The organism is Pseudomonadota bacterium (genome assembly GCA_039028155.1).
Classification (GTDB): Bacteria; Pseudomonadota; Alphaproteobacteria; order SP197; family SP197; genus JANQGO01.
On sequence record JBCCIS010000083.1, the window covers coordinates 1 to 14,897 of the forward strand.

Below are 14,897 nucleotides of genomic sequence, written 5' to 3' on the forward strand. Positions count from 1 at the left end.
GCGCCCATCAACAAGGAGTCGTTGAAGCTGGCCGGTGTGCCCTATCCCGGTCATACGGAGATGCTGGCCGACCATTCAGGCGCCAGCGACTACGCGATGATGCTGTTCAACAACGAGCTGCGCGTCATCCTCGTCACCATTCACGTGTCGTTGCGCGACGCCATCGACATGCTGACGATTGAGAAGGAACTCACGACCATTCGGCTGGCCGATCAGGCGGCGCGCGATCTTGGCGTTGCGAAGCCACGTGTCGCCGTCGCCGGCTTGAATCCCCATGCTGGCGAGAACGGCCAGTTCGGTTCCGAGGACGATGCCATCATCGCGCCCGCCGTTCAGATGGCGCGCGACGAAGGGATCGACTGCAGCGGGCCGTGGCCGGGCGACACGGTTTTCATGCAGGCCCGCCAGGGGCGCTTCGACATCGTCGTCGCCCAGTACCACGACCAGGGGCTGATCCCGGTCAAGTATCTGGGGATCGACGAGGGTGTGAACGTGACCGTCGGGTTGCCGTTTGTCAGGGCGAGCGTTGACCACGGGACCGCGTTCGACATCGCGGGAACCGGCAAGGCCGACCACCGCAGCATGCGGGTCGCCATTGAGCAGGCGGCTCAAATGGCCGGGGTGCGGGCCGTCTGAGGCAGACTAAGGCGAAGTGCGCTGATTTCAGCGATTCGGAGCTGGTTCTAATTAGAAAATCTAAATCGATGCTGAGTAATCGTCGTTTGTCGCTGCCGTGCCGCGGCCCACCTTGAGGGAAGCCGCACTCATCCCGACCGCACATGGAGGCGAACGTCGGGAGCCAACACGGAGAGAGACATGAGCCTGGCCCAGGTCAGCCCGATTTCCCACTTTGATCACCAGATCCGCCCCGCGCAGACGGTGGTAGCGAACCGGACCGTCGAAGGCGAACTGGTCTTCCTCGATCCCAACAGCCCCGAGCCGGTGAGCATCTACCGCAATGGCGTCGACGGTTTCGAACGGACGGGAACCTATCAGAACGTGCGCCTGCCAATCCGTGACATGCGCGCAATCGACCCGACCCTGGATGTCGAAGGTTTCGCGCTGCGCGAGGTGCCGACGGCGGTAACCGACTTCCTGGATGAAGACCAGATTCGCGACGTCTACAACGACGAGATCGAGCGCCTGATCAAGGCGGAGACCGGTGCGACAAATGTCGTCATCTTCGACCACACGGTCCGCATCGAAACAGAGGACAATGAGGCGGCCGGTCACCGCACGCCGGTCAAGATGGTGCACAACGACTACACCGAAAAGTCGGGGCCCCAGCGCGTGCGCGATCTGTTGCCGGCCGACGAAGCCGAAGCCTGGCTTGCCGGCCGCTTTGCCCAGATCAACGTGTGGCGGCCGTTGCGCGGACCCGTGCGGTCCAAGCCGCTCGCCCTGGCCGACGCGCAGTCGGTCTTGCCTAGCGATCTCGTGGCTGTTGATCTGGTCTATCCCGATCGCGTCGGCGAGATCTATCACACCACGTACAGCCCAGGGCAACGCTGGTTCTACGCACCCGAGATGACGGCCAATGAGGTGCTGCTGATCAAGGGCTACGACTCAGCCCATGACGGCCGCGCCCGGTTCTCGCCGCACACGGCTTTTGATTTGGCCGATCGCAACGCGCCGCCGCGCGAAAGTATCGAGGTCCGTGCCATAGTGTCGTTCGCGACCTAACGTCGAAATCTCCCTCTCCCCTTGAGGGAGAGGGCTGGGGTGAGGGGGCTGCGCGCGAGCGCACAAGAAAAGACACGGTGCGGTCGTCGACGTTGCTCCCCCTCACCCAGCTTCGCCTAGGGCGCTGATGCGCCCAAGCCTGCGCAACCCTCTCCCTCAAGGGGGGAGGGAAACGTCAAAGTGTGCATTGGAGGCGGCCGGCCACCTGGCAGGTCATCACCATATGCGGCGAGGCCGAGGCCCTGACATCCAGAAGCGGGACCTCGCCACGCGTGGCATCCCAGTCATCGGTCCTGCCGCACAGCAGGTTCTCGACCATCATCCGGCGACCGTCGTCGCGCAGGATATAGAGCGTGCCGTCGTCGGCGCCACGAAAGTAGCTGACACGAAGAGACGCGCCGGGTTCGATTGTCAGGTCCGGCAACGACACGAAATGGGCGAGCACGGTCACGCAGCGCAGGGACTGACCGTCGCCATTGATCAGATCAAGGTCGACAAGCGTGTCGCCATCGTCGCCGCCGGCCTGTGCGCCTAACGACACCAGGAAGCTCAATGACAAGGCACCGATGAACACAGCCCACCGGCGCCACCGCTCAGGCATGGGCAGCGGCGATGACATCCATGGTCGCTTCCAGGCCTGCGTTGACGTCGGCGTTGTGGCCCAGCTTGCGCAAGGCGCCGCCGAGGGCCGAAATGGCGACGACCGCATAGATCGGCTCGGCGGTCGGACCCATATGACCTATGCGGATCAGCTTGCCCTCGGTCTCGGCGCGGCCTGCGGAGAAGACGACACCGTAGAGCTCGCGCGCCGTCGCGCGGATTTCGTTGTCCTCAAAACCGTCGGGTACCTTGACCGCCGTCGTCGTCGGCGCGGCGATCTCCTCGCGCGCCGCCCACAGCTCCAGACCCATGGCCTTGACGCCGGCACGGCAGGCGCGCGCGGTCAGGTCGTGACGGGCCCAGACCGACTCCGCGCCTTCTTCCAGGTAGTTGTCGATCACCGCGTCCAGGCCGTTGACCTCCGATACCGACGGCGTGAAGGGAAAGTCGTGGTCCTTGCTCCACGCGTTCCTCCAGTCGGTCAGGCTGAGAACAGAGGCGGTCGGCCCATCCTTGTTGGCGGCCATGTGATCCCAGGCGCGCTCGCTGACCGCCATGATCGTGACGCCCGGCGGTCCGCCCAGACACTTACCGGGACCGGTGATGAAGACATCGGCATGGCAGTCATCGGGGTGCACATCCATGCCGCCGAACGACGACACGGCGTCGACGATCAGCAGTCCGTCATGCGCCCGCACGATCTCGCCGATTTCGTTTAGCGGATTAAGCGTGCCCGAAGGCGTGTCGTGATGCACCACGGACACGATCTTGATGTCGGGCCGCTTGGTCATCATGTCCTCGACCGACTGGGGATCGATCGCCTCGTTGTAGGGTACCTCGATCTCGACGAGTTCCTTGCAGTAACGCAGAGCCCAGTAGCCGAATCCTTTGCCGTAGACACCGGACGCCAGTCCCAGGACAACGTCGTCGCGGGCGATCAGACAGGCCGCGGCCGCCTCGATGCCGACGGCTGGTTCGGCGTGGAGCAAAAGCGCCGGTTCATCGACGCGCATGGCCTTTGCCGTCTTGCGCGCGACCTCCTCATAGAACGCCTGGAAGTAGGGGTCGTAGTCGTAATGAACCGGTGTCGACATCGCCCGCAGGACGCGCGGATAGGCGGCTGCCGGGCCCGATGTCAGCGTAATGACGGGTTCCTTGACCTTGATGCCACTCATGGACGGGTCCTCCCTTTGAGCAGATCCTGTTCTAATGAAATCGCTTCGCGATTTCGTCAAGGCACGTAAATCCGCTCCGGTGCACGCCGCCATCGGCGCGCCTTGGTTAGATCGATCTTACCAGCGGATCATGCCGGCATCGACAGCAAGCGCCTGGCCGGTGATCCAATGCGCCTCCTCAGAAGCCAAAAAGGCGACCGCAGGCACAATATCCTGCGGCGTGCCGTGACCCTTGATCGCCTGCAGCATCTCGACAAAGTCGAAGGCATCCTTGTGCGGCGTAGTCTGGACACCTTCTGTGTCGGTCAGGCCGGGACAGACCGAGTTGACGGTAATCTTGTCGGCGCCAAGCTCGGTGGCAAGCGCGCGTCCGAACGCGAGGATGCCACCCTTTGACGCGACGTAGTGGGCCATGTTCGGCGTGCCGGCGAAGATCGAGTTCGATGAGATGTTGACGATCCGGCCGTAGCCGTTCTCCCGCATCAACGCGATTGCCTCGCGGCACATCAGGAAACAGCCGTCGAGATTGACGCGCATGACTCGTCGCCACTCGTCAAATGTCAGATCGTCCCACGGTACGAACGGCACAATGGCCGCAGCATTGACCAGGACGTCGAGCTTGCCGTGTTTGTCAACGACTGCTTTGTGTAGGGCCGCGACGGACTCCGGCTCACCGATATCGCATCCGACCGCAAAGGCTCTGCCGCCGTCCGCTTCCTTAGCGGCTGCGGCCGCGCCATCGCCATTGATATCAGCGTAGCAGACTATGGCGGCTTCGCTGCTCAATCGGTCGGCAATCGCACGCCCAATGCCCTGGGCAGAGCCGGTTACGATGGCGACACGTCCCTTAAATCTCTTCATCGTGTCCTCCCTGTTTTCGCGGCGTCAGGAGTAGAACCCCGGTGCCTGCAGGTACTTGCCGAAGCTCTCGGGGTCGTGGGAATAGAACATCTCGGCATCGTACTTCTCGGCGATCTCTTTCAGCTTCACCATCGACTGCAGGCTTGCCACCGGGTCCAGGTGGAAGCTGGAGATGCACATGAGATCCATGTTCTTCTGGCTGTAGCAGGCATCCGCCGTGAACAGCATCGGCCGGCGATTGGCCAGTTCGACCATCATGCTGTAGTGGCCGGCCGTGTGGCCCGGCGTCTCAAACAGCCACAGCCCCTTGGCGATCTCCTGATCGCCGGTAACGGTCTCGTATTTCGGCGTATAGATGTCCAATGGCGGTTCGGCCGGTGTCTTGCCGGCCTTGGCGTCGCGCTTGGCTTCCAGGTCGGAATCGAAACTCAGATCCGAATAGCCGAGCCCCTCAAACGGCTGGAAACACTCGCAGGCCTCCAACTCCTTGGTGTGGCATACGGTGCACGCCGTGGTCAGGTGTTTGTTCCCGCCGCAATGGTCGAAGTGATAGTGCGAGTTGATGACATAGTTGATGTCCGACGGCTTCTTGCCGATCTTCGCCAGTGCACCGGGGATCGTCTGTTCCGGCGTCTGCAGCGGTTTTTCGAACGGCAGAACGTCCATGACGTGGGCGTGGTCGTAGCCGGTGTCGAAGATATAGAGACCGTCGGCGTGTTCGATCAGGACGGCGTAGCAGGGAAAGCGCAGCTCGCCGCCCGGCCCGCGGTTCCAAAACGCGTGGAACCCGTCGATGACCAATGTGCCGCCATCAAGCAGGTAGACCTTGGTGTCAGACATGAAGACTCTCCTCCTTCTTGTTTCCGTGTTTTTCAGCGTTGACCGCGCAAGTAGGGCAGACCGAGCGACGGTGGCAGATAGCTGTGCCGGGCAAAGATGATCAGCACGACGATCACCATGCCGAACGGCAGCATCTGGACGACATCAGTCGGAATGTTGAGACCGGCGACCTGAAGTGCGGTCGTCAGCGCCAGGCTCAGGCCGAAAAGCAGCGCGCCAAAACCGACCCAGATCGGTTTGCCGCGCGCCAGCATGGCCAGAACGATGGCGATGAAGCCACCGCCATGGATCATGAATGGCACAAAGATCCCGGCGCCGACATTGGCCATGTAGGCACCGCCAATGCCGGCCAGAAAACCGGTGGTCAGGACCGCGCAGGCCCGCGTCAGGCGCACGCTGACGCCCGCCGCGTCAAGCGCCGCCGGTTTGTCGCCCGCCGCCTGCAGGTTGAGGCCGACCGATGTGCGTTTGAACACCCAAATCAAGGCGAACATCAAGATCACGGTCAGGTAGACGACGGGGTGATGGTCGAATAGCACACGGCCGACAACCGGAAGCTCGCTTAAGATCGGGATCGGCAGCGTCGGTGTCTCGCCCAGGCGGGGATACGTGCGGCTGAACTGGAAATGGTGTAGCAGCGCTGTCAGCCCCTCGGCGCCCAGGGTCAGGCCGATCCCGATGACGATCTGGTTCATGGCTAGATAGACGCACAGGATCGCCATCAAGAGTGCGACCGCCATGCCTGACAGCCCGCCGGCAAGGAAACCGAGCCAATAGGACTCGGTGTAGTAGGCCGCGACGAAACCGCCATAGGCGCCGCACAGCATCATGCCTTCAATGCCGATGTTGAGGACGCCCGCCTTTTCGGAGATCTGCTCGCCCAGGCCGGCCAGAAGAAGCGGCACGCCTGCGACGACCGCGCCCAGCAGCAGCGCGGTCAGGAATTGCTCTGTCATCAGCATCTGCATGGCGTCAGGCCTTCGTACGCTGACGCCAGCGCTGGCCGAGCAGCTCTACGAGCGCCATGAAGATCAACAACAACGCCACCAGGACGAGCACGTAGAACTGCGGCACGCCGACACGGCGCGCCGCGCTCTCGCCGCCAATCATCAGGACCGCGAAGAACAGGATCAGGCCGATCACGGCGAGGCCGTTGAAGCGCGCCAGGAAGACGATTGGGATTACCAACATGCCATAGGCGGGGTTCCAATCCGCCCGCACATTGCCCCAGACCCCCAGGATCTCGACCGAGCCGGCGAGGCCGGCGAGACCGGCGCTCAACGCGAACGTCACGAAGGTTAGCTTGACCACGTCAAGGCCGGCATGGACAGCGGCACGCGGGTTTGAACCGACAACCTGCAGCTTCAGGCCCAGTGACGTGCGGGTCATCATGAGATGCACCAGCACGATGACGATCAACGCGATGATGATGCCGCTGTGGACGGTGGTATCGAACAAGCGCGGCAGGCGGTCCTCGACCGGCAACGTCACCGTCTGCGGCACGGTCGTCGAGGGATCGTTGAATGGGATCTTGATCAGCACGTTGGCGAGACTGACGCCCAGGAACGACATCATCAGTGTCGTGATGATTTCGTTGACGCCGTAGACCGCCTTCAGGAACGCCGGCACCACAGACCACACCATGCCGACGGCGAAGGCAATGGCGAAACAGGCAAGGATCGCGATCCAATAGGGCAGGGTCGCGATTAGCATCGGCGAGACGGCGGCGATGAGGACCGCGCCAAGCAGAAACTGGCCATCGACGCCCAGGTTCCAGATGCCGGCCTTGAACGCGATGATCAGGCCGGCGGCGATCAGCAGCAACGGCGCCGCGCGGGTCAGCGTCGCCTGCAGGCCGGTCCAACGGAAGAGGCCGCGTTCGACGACATAACCATAATAGGCCAGCGGATCCTTGCCGAGGATCAGCAGGATCATGGCGCCGACAATCAGCGCCAGCAGAATCGGCAGCAGAAGGCGTCCCGCGGCTGATGCCATCTGGCGTCCACGCGCGACGGGCAGCGGCGCGTTGACCGGCGTCGGCGCGGGTTCGGCCTGGCTGGTCATGCCGCTTTGGCCCCCGTCATCAAGCGGCCGATACGTGAAATGGCATCGTCGGCGTTGTCGACGATGCCTGTCATGCGGCCTTGATGCAGGACCGCGATCCGGTCAGCGAGTTCGATCAACTCGTCCAGCTCGTTGGATATCAAAATGGTGGTCAGGCCGTTTGCGGAACCTTCCAGAATCCTCTCACGCGCCAGACGCGTGTTGTGCAGGTCCAGGCCATAGGTCGGTTTGTTGTAGATAACGACCCGCGCGTTGCCGGAAAGCTCGCGCGCCAGAAGCGCCTTTTGGATGTTGCCGCCGGAAAGCCGCCCAATCGGCGTGTGCTCCGATGGCGTGCGGATATCGTAGCGCGCGATGAGTTCGCGACCGTGGCGGTTAATCTTGTCCCACCGGCTGATCCCGGAGGTCCAGTAGGGTGCCCGCCCGATCTCCTTCAAAAGCAGATTGGTGGCGACCGACATGCCGGCGACGGTGCCTTCGTCGAGTCGTTCATCGGTGACGTAGCGCAAACCAAGCGCCTCGCGGGCAGCGACGTCAAGGCGCGTGACGTTGGTGCCGAACACGTCGATGCGCCCGCCGCTGCACGCACGCTGGCCGGCAAGCGCTTCGGCCAGGTGTTTCTGCCCGTTACCGTCGACTCCTGCGATGCCCAGGATCTCGCTTGGCCGAACATCGAAACCGACATTGTCCAGCGTGCACTCACCGGGCTCGCCTTCGGTGGTCAGGCCACTGACCGTGATGGACGGCGAAACCGACTGGTCAACCGGATTGGCACGGCGCCGGGCGTGGCCCTCTTCGACCAGGGTCTCGATATCGCTGGCGTCACCGCCGCCTTCGAACATCAGCTGAATGATCTCGGCCGTTGCCTCCTGCTCGTTCATGGTGGCGAGGCGCTCAGGTCCGATCTGGCCGACCAGGCGGCCCAGGCGCAAGACCGAGATACGGTCGCCGAAGGCAAAGGCCTCAGCGAGCTTGTGGGTTATGAAGATGATCGCGACACCTTCATCGCGCAGGCGCTTCATGACCTCGCCCAGTTCCTTGACGCCCTGGGGGGTTAGCATGGATGTCGGCTCGTCCAGAACGAGCACGCTGCCGCCACGCCACAGCGCGCGCATGATCTCCACCTGTTGCTGCTGACCAAGCGACAAGCGTCCAACCGGCGCATCCGGGTCGATGTCGACGGAGAGCACGCGTTTCAGATCATCAAAGCGTTTTAGGGCCGTGTTCCGGTCAAGGCGTTGATGCCACGCGCCGCCCAGCATCAAATTCTCGATCACCGTCAGGCTCGGCACCAAAAGGACATGCTGGAAGACGGTGCCGACACCCAGGTCCAGGCTCTCGCGCGGAGAGCTCAGCCGCACGGTGCGTCCGGCGATGGCGATCGTGCCCTCGTCCGGCTGCTGCATGCCTGCAAGGATGCCGATCAGGGTCGACTTGCCGGCGCCGTTCTCGCCTAAGAGGACGTGAATTTCGCCCGGGTTGAAATCGAGAGATATGTCGTTGTTGGCGATGACGCCGGGAAAGCTCTTGGAGATACCCCGAAGCGCAACGGCCGGTGTGGGATCACCGGTATGGCGTGCGTAAGGGCTTGCGGCGTTTTCCGAACCTTCCATCGCGTGGTCCAGGCGGCGAGGACATTGCCAATGCCGTCCCCGCCGCCATGGTACCTTCCTTTGTTACCTTATTCCTCAGGCGCTTCTTCGACTTGGTTCATCAAGGCGCGGACGTCCTGGGCATCATAGATTTCATCGACGGTCACATCACCGGAGACGATGCCGTCGCGGATGACCATCAATTCGGTCCACATCTCGGCCGGAATATGGTCGGTCTGCAGCAGCTTGACGGAGTCATCGTCGAGCTTGATGGCATAACCCACCGTACCGAAGGTGCCGTTGTTCAGGTCTTCGACCATGGCGCTATAGACCGGCGCCATGTTCCACATGACCGAGGTCAGCAGGTGGCCTTTGTCCAGGCTGGACTTGTCGCCGATGACGTCGATGAACCACACCTTGCCGCCATCAGTCGCCGGTGTCGTTTCGACCGCTTCGATCATGCCGAAGCTGGAGCCGTTGCCCTGACCGAAGATGATGTCGGCGCCGGCCGCGATGACAGTTCCTGTCACCCGGTTGCCGCCGGCCACGTCGGAATAGGCGGCCGGACCGATGATGGCATAGATGATGTTGACGTCGCTGTTCTCAGCCTTGACGCCCTGGGCGAAGCCAGCCGACTGAGAGTTCCAGGACGGCGGCTCGCCGGAAACGACGATGCCGACCGTGCCGGTGCGCGTCAGCTTGGCGGCCAGGCGGCCGGCCAGATAGGCGCCATCATGACCGGACAGCGTGTAGTCGGCGATTAGGCCTTCCTTGATCGCATCCGGGCTGTCGACGATGGCGACGGGAACGCCGGTTTCCTCGGCGATCTCTGGGGCCGCGGTGTTGTAACCACTGGCATGCGCGATCATCAGACTGGCGCCGTCCTCGGCCAGTTCGCGCAAGGTCGGACGCACGTCGCCATAACCCAGGCCTTCGGCCGGAATGAACTCGATGCCATAGGTCTCGGCGACCTCGCGGGCCGCGTCGACGCCCTGCTGGTTCCAACCGAAATCGGTGCCTTCCTCGGGCACCAGAATGGCGATGCTGGTGACGTCGTCCGCTGAGGCGGCGGAGAGCGTCATCACCGCGCCGACGGCAAGAGCGCCGGTCGCCGCGAACAGTTTTCCAACGAAAGATCTCATCATCTTCCTCCCTTGCAACTTGGATCCAACGTCCCCGCACCATCATATCCGGCCGCTGGATCCGAACGGCCTAGTACGTGATCTTGATGCTGCATGGTCATGGCCTTCACTTCAAACACCTTCATGGGCCCTGACTGTCGAGTATCTTGCGCACCGCGACAAGCTTAGCGGCCCTTTCGGCCCTTAAGGTGGCAATCCTGTCGGGCGTGTAGTCATAGATTCCGCCGCCCGTTTTCATGCCCAGCTTGCCTTGATCGGTCTTGGCGCTGACATAATCGCTGACATCGGCGCGCGCGGAGAGGTCCTTGTTGAGGTAGCTGCCGACGGCTTGGTAGATGTCCAGGCCCGCGACATCGAGCAGCGCCATCGGCCCGATCACCGAGAGCTTGTAGCCGATGCCCCAGGAGACGCAGGTATCCAGAGCCTCGGCATCGATCACACCCTGGTCGACCAGATCGACACATTCGCGCATCAGGGCATAGAGCACGCGGTTCTCGACAAAGCCGGGCACGTCCTTTTTGACGACCACCGGTTTCAAACCGAGCTGCTTGATGGTCTGGACCATCCAGGTAACCGTTCCCTCGCTCGTTTCGTCCCCGGCAATGACCTCAATAATCGGGATGATGTGCGGCGGGTTCGACCAATGCATGCCGACGACCCGGCCGGGCGCGGAGATGTTCTTTTGTAGCGCGCTGATCGGAATGCCCGAGGTGTCGGACGCGACAACACAATCGGCGCTGACCAGGCTGCCGAGTTCGCGAAACAGGCTCGCTTTAATCTCGAGATTCTCCGGCACGTTTTCGATGACGAGATCGGCGCCGTCGACACACGCTGCCAGGCTCTCGCCAATGTCGACCTTGGCACCATTGCTGCGGTCCGGCATGTCGAGACGGGTCAGAACGTCGTCGGCCGCGGCTATCTGCGTCAGCGCGTTGTCACGCGCCGCGCCGCTGACGTCATAACAGGAGACGGCCATGCCGGCGCGCGCCAGTGTCGCCGCGATACCTGGTCCCATGGTGCCGAGGCCGATTAGGGCTGCGCGCGTCATCTCCCGAAACCTCGCCTCAAAACACGCTGGTTTCGATAATGTCGACGCCGCGCTGCCGGTCGATCAGGTAAATCAGGCCGCGATCGTCGATCGTCACGTCGTTGGACGACGCTTGATCATGACCATCCGGCGGATCGGCGGCATAAAAGCCGACTTCGCGGGGCTGGAAGGGATCGGCAAAGTCTACAAGCCGCAAGCCTTGCGCGAACCAGGCGAACGGCAGGATGGTGCCGGTGAAGCGTTCGGACGGCTGATGGCAACCCATCATCGGCGGCTGGGGCGCGCCGTCGGTGTCGAGCCCTTCGACCTGGAATGTCGCGATCGCCGAGGGATTGCGCTCGTTGGTGATGTCGTAGACCCAGGTGAAGGCCGGTGCCGATGGCCACAGCTTGGCGACGTCTTCGTCGGCCACCACCATGATATCGCGCCCTTTCAGATGCCCCGGCATTTTCAAGCAGGTGTGCGTGGGGTGCGGGAAGGACGGCGACGTGTTGACGCCGGAGACCAGCTTGGGCTGTGTCATATCGGCGATATCGAGAATGAAGAACCCGTGGTGCCAATAGCTGACATAGAGCCGGTCGCCGACGCGCAGCGGATGATGGCAACGCGGCGGCACCCATTCGTTCCACGGGTACTCTTCGCCGCCGGCTTCCCACTGGCCGGGAATCCACCAGCGCCCTACTTCCTCCGGCTCGGCCGGATTGGCGAGGTCAAGGATCATCACGATGTTGCCGACATAACCCTCGGCGGTCGGTGAGATATAGGCATAGCGGCCGTCAAAATCGTAACGGTGCACGCCCTTGCCGTGGGTCAGCCATTTGGTGATCAGCTTCGGCTCGGACGGGTCTTCGACGTCATAGATGCCGAGGCCACCGCCGAACTCGCTGTTGGCGCCTTGGCCCAAGCGTTCGTGGTTTACGACCATCAGCCCGTTGGCGGCGCGCACCTTGTGGGAATGCCAGCCATCGGGGATCTCGATATGGCGCAACAGTTTCGGGTTCTTGGGATCGGCGACGTCATAGATGCTGGTGCCGCTGGGATGACGCATATGGCCGACGTAGAGCGTCGTGCCGTCGACCCAGACCTGACCGCCGCCGGGGCAGTCGATATGGCCGATCCGTTCGGTATTGAGAGCGCGCGCCACGGTCAGGCCAGCCTGACGATGTCGCCGGCCTCGGTCCTGCCGTGCTTCTGGTAGAGGGAGAGCGCTTTGAGCGTCGGCTCGTCGCTGGCCACAAACAGAACCGCCGGCGCGCTGTCGGATCCGTTGACGTGTTCGGTCCAGGCACCGCCAGGCACCGCGAACGTGTCGAACTGTTCCCAGTCGATCCGGGTGCCGTCGATGATGCTGTGTCCGCTGCCTTCGATGGGCGCGCACAGCAGGCTCGCGTTCTGCTTCATCGGCCGCGTCTTTTCACCGGGACGCAGCATCTGGGCAAAGAAGGTGATGGTCTTGAAGACCGGCAGGCCGTTTGTCGGATCGACGTATTCGATGGTGATGGCCTCATAGGGATCGCCGTCCCAGTCGCGGAAACTCTCCAGAAGTTCGCGCATCATCTCCCAGCGGTAGACGTACATGGGCGAAGCGTTGCCCGTGCCGCGGTGATGGCTGACAAAGCGCGGCCGGAGGCCACCTTGGCCATAGATGTGCTGGCTGTAGTCGGATGGGAACCGCTCGGACTGCACTTCCTTGCGCACCCGCTCGCCTTCCTCTTCTTCCGTGTAGTCATGCTCGAAATAGGTCGCATTCAGCGTTTCGACCAGGGGCAGGTCCAGGACGCTCAAATTGATCGCCGGTTCGTCGCCCTGGTTGCCGTGGTTGTGCCAGGTGTCGTGGGGCGTCAGCACCATGTCGCCGGGGCCAAAGGTGATGTTCTCGCCCTCGACGCCGGTGAAGTTCATGGTGCCGGTCAGGCCGAAACGGATGGCGTTGGGCGAGTGGCGGTGCGGCGGCATGATCTCGTTGGGATCGTTCAATCGGTAGGCCGTGTACATGGTTGAGACCGACGCGCGGCGTGGCGCCAGGCCGGGATTGACCAGGATCAGCGAGCGGCGCTCCGATGATTGCGTGGTGATCAACTCAGCCGATCGGTAAAGCAGGGGCTCGATCTGATCCTTGTAGCGCCAGACGTGGGGGATCGCTTTTTTCTTGTCTTGGACCTGCCGGTCCTCGTCGTGGTTGGCGCTGGTATCGACCGCCCAAAACGGCGCCATGCTGAGACGCTCGACATCCTCATGAAGCGCATCGAGCGCTGATTGCAGATTGTCCTGCCTGGTATCCGACGACTGTGTTGACACGGTTCCCGCTCCGCTCCTCCGTAGGCTCGGAGGATGACCTGTTTTTTGCCGACCGGCGCCTAGGCTCGCCGATGTTGTGCGCCCCGAACCAAACAGTAACCATTGGGTTACCGCCGGTCAAACGCTTCGCCCGACGGACCCGGCTTCGGATATGGTGAACGCGTGACGGGACGCCGTGTATGCAAGGTTACGCATAAGGCTCGTCGACAATACGGTGTTTCGGATATGGCGCTTGCAAGGGCGGAACCAATGTGGGACCTTTGGTCTTCATTCCAACCGGCGGCTGGCGGGGGCCAAGCGCACATGGAACGTTACGAATCAACGTTGACGACGTTGCGGGATCTGCTTGCCAGCGGCGAACTGAGCCAGAGCGGACGACTGCCGCCGGAACGTGTTCTGGCCGGCGATCTGGGGGTTGGTAGACGCACCTTGCGCAAGGCGCTGAGCGCCTTGGAGCAGGAGGGCCGCATCCTGCGCCGTCAGGGACGCGGGACGTTTATCGCCCAACCAACGTCGAGCCATGTCGGTCAGCTTGAGCAGACCTTCGAACACACCAATCCGATCGAAGTGATGGAGGTTCGCCTCGCTATCGAACCGGTGATGGCGCGCCTGGCAAGCGTTCGCGCGTCACGTTGCGATATCGAGCGCCTGACCAGGCTGGCCGACCAGACGAGGACCGCCGAAGACGCGGCGACTTATGAAAGGGCCGATGCGGCGTTTCACCGCAAGGTCGCGGAGGCGGCACGCAACGTCTTGTTCCTGTCTATCTATGATGCGCTGGCCGATGTTCGCCGCGATGCTTCGTGGTCGAACCTTGATGAGAACGCGCGGTGCTTTAACCGCCAGGCCCTTTACGCGGGCCTGCATGTCGAATTGGTCCAGGCGATTGCCGCGCGCGATGGCGACCGGGCCCACCAGGTCATGTATAGCCATTTAAGCGACGTACAGGCTCATATCGCCGAGAAGATGTTCCCGTCAGCCGACCCCGTCGACTGATCGCCTAATGCGGTCAAATGTGGGGCAAGCCACACGGAAAGATAGGTTTGTCGGTAGGCGGCGAGAACACACGTGCCTGGAAGCCGTCCGCTTGTGACATCAGACACAGTCTGAACTGGCCGATTTGCCATAAGAAAAGCGGCCCATGCTAATGGAGGGATTAGCGCATGGGCCGCTCAGTTTAGGTGAGGGCGTTGTTGTTGGTTAAGACAGCCCTCGTATCTTTTCCCTTAACTCACTCAGCTCTTTCCTTTGCCGCCCTTGCCGTCGGAGCCGCCCTTGCCGTCGGAACCGCCCTTGCCGCCCTTGCCGCCCTTACCGTCGGAGCCGCCATGACCGCCGGAGCCGCCATGACCGCCGGAGCCGCCATGACCGCCGGAGCCGCCCTTGCCGTCGGAGCCGCCGTGACCGCCTGAGCCGCCGTGGCCGCCTGAGCCGCCTGAGCCGCCGTGACCGCCTGAGCCGCCGGAGCCTCCGTGACCGCCTGAGCCGCCTGAGCCACCGTGGCCGCCGGAGCCTCCGTGACCGCCTGAGCCGCCTGAGCCACCGTGGCCGCCGGAGCCTCCGTGACCGCCTGAGCCGCCGTGACCGCCGGAGC

Annotated in this window: 15 protein-coding genes; 3 read left to right on the plus strand and 12 right to left on the minus strand. The window is 62.8% G+C overall.

Annotation, left to right across the window (positions count from 1 at the left end; genetic code table 11):
* Positions 1–636: 4-hydroxythreonine-4-phosphate dehydrogenase PdxA (gene pdxA / locus AAF563_24085; GenBank protein ID MEM7124377.1), on the plus strand; the 636-nt coding region annotated here is incomplete at its 5' end.
* A gap of 180 nt (positions 637–816) precedes the next feature.
* On the plus strand, positions 817–1,683 hold the full coding sequence (locus AAF563_24090; protein ID MEM7124378.1) for a CmcJ/NvfI family oxidoreductase: 867 nt from the start codon (positions 817–819) through the stop codon (positions 1,681–1,683).
* Positions 1,684–1,858: 175 nt separating this feature from the next.
* On the opposite strand, the gene AAF563_24095 is transcribed toward AAF563_24090, so the two are convergent.
* The 11 genes from AAF563_24095 to AAF563_24145 form a co-directional block, all read right to left on the minus strand.
* Complete coding sequence (locus AAF563_24095; protein MEM7124379.1) at positions 1,859–2,302, minus strand: hypothetical protein; 444 nt, start codon at positions 2,300–2,302, stop codon at positions 1,859–1,861.
* Complete coding sequence (locus tag AAF563_24100) at positions 2,277–3,458, minus strand: alanine--glyoxylate aminotransferase family protein (protein MEM7124380.1); 1,182 nt, start codon at positions 3,456–3,458, stop codon at positions 2,277–2,279. The genes AAF563_24095 and AAF563_24100 overlap by 26 nt, the downstream gene beginning before the upstream one ends.
* A gap of 117 nt (positions 3,459–3,575) precedes the next feature.
* The gene (locus tag AAF563_24105) at positions 3,576–4,319 is read right to left on the minus strand and encodes an SDR family NAD(P)-dependent oxidoreductase (GenBank protein ID MEM7124381.1); all 744 of its coding nucleotides are present in this window, start codon (positions 4,317–4,319) and stop codon (positions 3,576–3,578) included.
* 24 nt (positions 4,320–4,343) lie between these two features.
* Positions 4,344–5,159 (minus strand): N-acyl homoserine lactonase family protein, encoded by an 816-nt coding sequence (locus tag AAF563_24110; protein MEM7124382.1) that lies wholly within the window; start codon positions 5,157–5,159, stop codon positions 4,344–4,346.
* 32 nt (positions 5,160–5,191) lie between these two features.
* Positions 5,192–6,115: an ABC transporter permease gene (locus AAF563_24115; protein MEM7124383.1), complete on the minus strand. Its 924-nt coding sequence runs from the start codon at positions 6,113–6,115 to the stop codon at positions 5,192–5,194.
* Between the two features lie 16 nt (positions 6,116–6,131).
* Positions 6,132–7,223, minus strand: a complete 1,092-nt coding sequence (locus tag AAF563_24120) for an ABC transporter permease (GenBank protein MEM7124384.1) — start codon at positions 7,221–7,223, stop codon at positions 6,132–6,134.
* Positions 7,220–8,836, minus strand: coding sequence for an ABC transporter ATP-binding protein (locus AAF563_24125; GenBank protein ID MEM7124385.1), 1,617 nt, complete (start codon positions 8,834–8,836; stop codon positions 7,220–7,222). Before AAF563_24125 ends, AAF563_24120 begins: the two co-directional genes overlap by 4 nt.
* A gap of 68 nt (positions 8,837–8,904) precedes the next feature.
* Complete coding sequence (locus tag AAF563_24130; protein ID MEM7124386.1) at positions 8,905–9,957, minus strand: BMP family protein; 1,053 nt, start codon at positions 9,955–9,957, stop codon at positions 8,905–8,907.
* 121 nt (positions 9,958–10,078) lie between these two features.
* A complete protein-coding gene (locus tag AAF563_24135; protein ID MEM7124387.1) occupies positions 10,079–11,005 on the minus strand; it encodes a 3-hydroxyacyl-CoA dehydrogenase NAD-binding domain-containing protein in 927 nt (308 codons plus the stop codon).
* Between the two features lie 16 nt (positions 11,006–11,021).
* A complete protein-coding gene (locus AAF563_24140) occupies positions 11,022–12,149 on the minus strand; it encodes a hypothetical protein (protein MEM7124388.1) in 1,128 nt (375 codons plus the stop codon).
* Positions 12,150–12,151: 2 nt separating this feature from the next.
* Entirely contained in the window at positions 12,152–13,303 is a 1,152-nt protein-coding gene (locus AAF563_24145; protein ID MEM7124389.1) for a cupin domain-containing protein, read from the minus strand.
* Between the two features lie 303 nt (positions 13,304–13,606).
* On the opposite strand from AAF563_24145, the gene AAF563_24150 reads away from it, so the two are divergent.
* Positions 13,607–14,299 (plus strand): FadR/GntR family transcriptional regulator, encoded by a 693-nt coding sequence (locus tag AAF563_24150; GenBank protein MEM7124390.1) that lies wholly within the window; start codon positions 13,607–13,609, stop codon positions 14,297–14,299.
* A gap of 239 nt (positions 14,300–14,538) precedes the next feature.
* On the opposite strand, the gene AAF563_24155 is transcribed toward AAF563_24150, so the two are convergent.
* On the minus strand, positions 14,539–14,897 hold a 359-nt coding region (locus tag AAF563_24155; GenBank protein MEM7124391.1), incomplete at its 5' end, for a hypothetical protein.

Excerpts from the sequence above, each read along its gene's own strand:
- AAF563_24090 (MEM7124378.1), top strand. The coding sequence starts at position 817 with ATGAGCCTGGCCCAGGTCAGCCCGATTTCCCACTTTGATCACCAGATC.
- AAF563_24095 (MEM7124379.1), bottom strand. The coding sequence starts at position 2,302 with ATGTCATCGCCGCTGCCCATGCCTGAGCGGTGGCGCCGGTGGGCTGTG.
- AAF563_24100 (MEM7124380.1), bottom strand. The coding sequence starts at position 3,458 with ATGAGTGGCATCAAGGTCAAGGAACCCGTCATTACGCTGACATCGGGC.
- AAF563_24105 (MEM7124381.1), bottom strand. The coding sequence starts at position 4,319 with ATGAAGAGATTTAAGGGACGTGTCGCCATCGTAACCGGCTCTGCCCAG.
- AAF563_24110 (MEM7124382.1), bottom strand. The coding sequence starts at position 5,159 with ATGTCTGACACCAAGGTCTACCTGCTTGATGGCGGCACATTGGTCATC.
- AAF563_24115 (MEM7124383.1), bottom strand. The coding sequence starts at position 6,115 with ATGACAGAGCAATTCCTGACCGCGCTGCTGCTGGGCGCGGTCGTCGCA.
- AAF563_24120 (MEM7124384.1), bottom strand. The coding sequence starts at position 7,223 with ATGACCAGCCAGGCCGAACCCGCGCCGACGCCGGTCAACGCGCCGCTG.
- AAF563_24125 (MEM7124385.1), bottom strand. The coding sequence starts at position 8,836 with ATGGAAGGTTCGGAAAACGCCGCAAGCCCTTACGCACGCCATACCGGT.
- AAF563_24130 (MEM7124386.1), bottom strand. The coding sequence starts at position 9,957 with ATGAGATCTTTCGTTGGAAAACTGTTCGCGGCGACCGGCGCTCTTGCC.
- AAF563_24135 (MEM7124387.1), bottom strand. The coding sequence starts at position 11,005 with ATGACGCGCGCAGCCCTAATCGGCCTCGGCACCATGGGACCAGGTATC.
- AAF563_24150 (MEM7124390.1), top strand. The coding sequence starts at position 13,607 with ATGGAACGTTACGAATCAACGTTGACGACGTTGCGGGATCTGCTTGCC.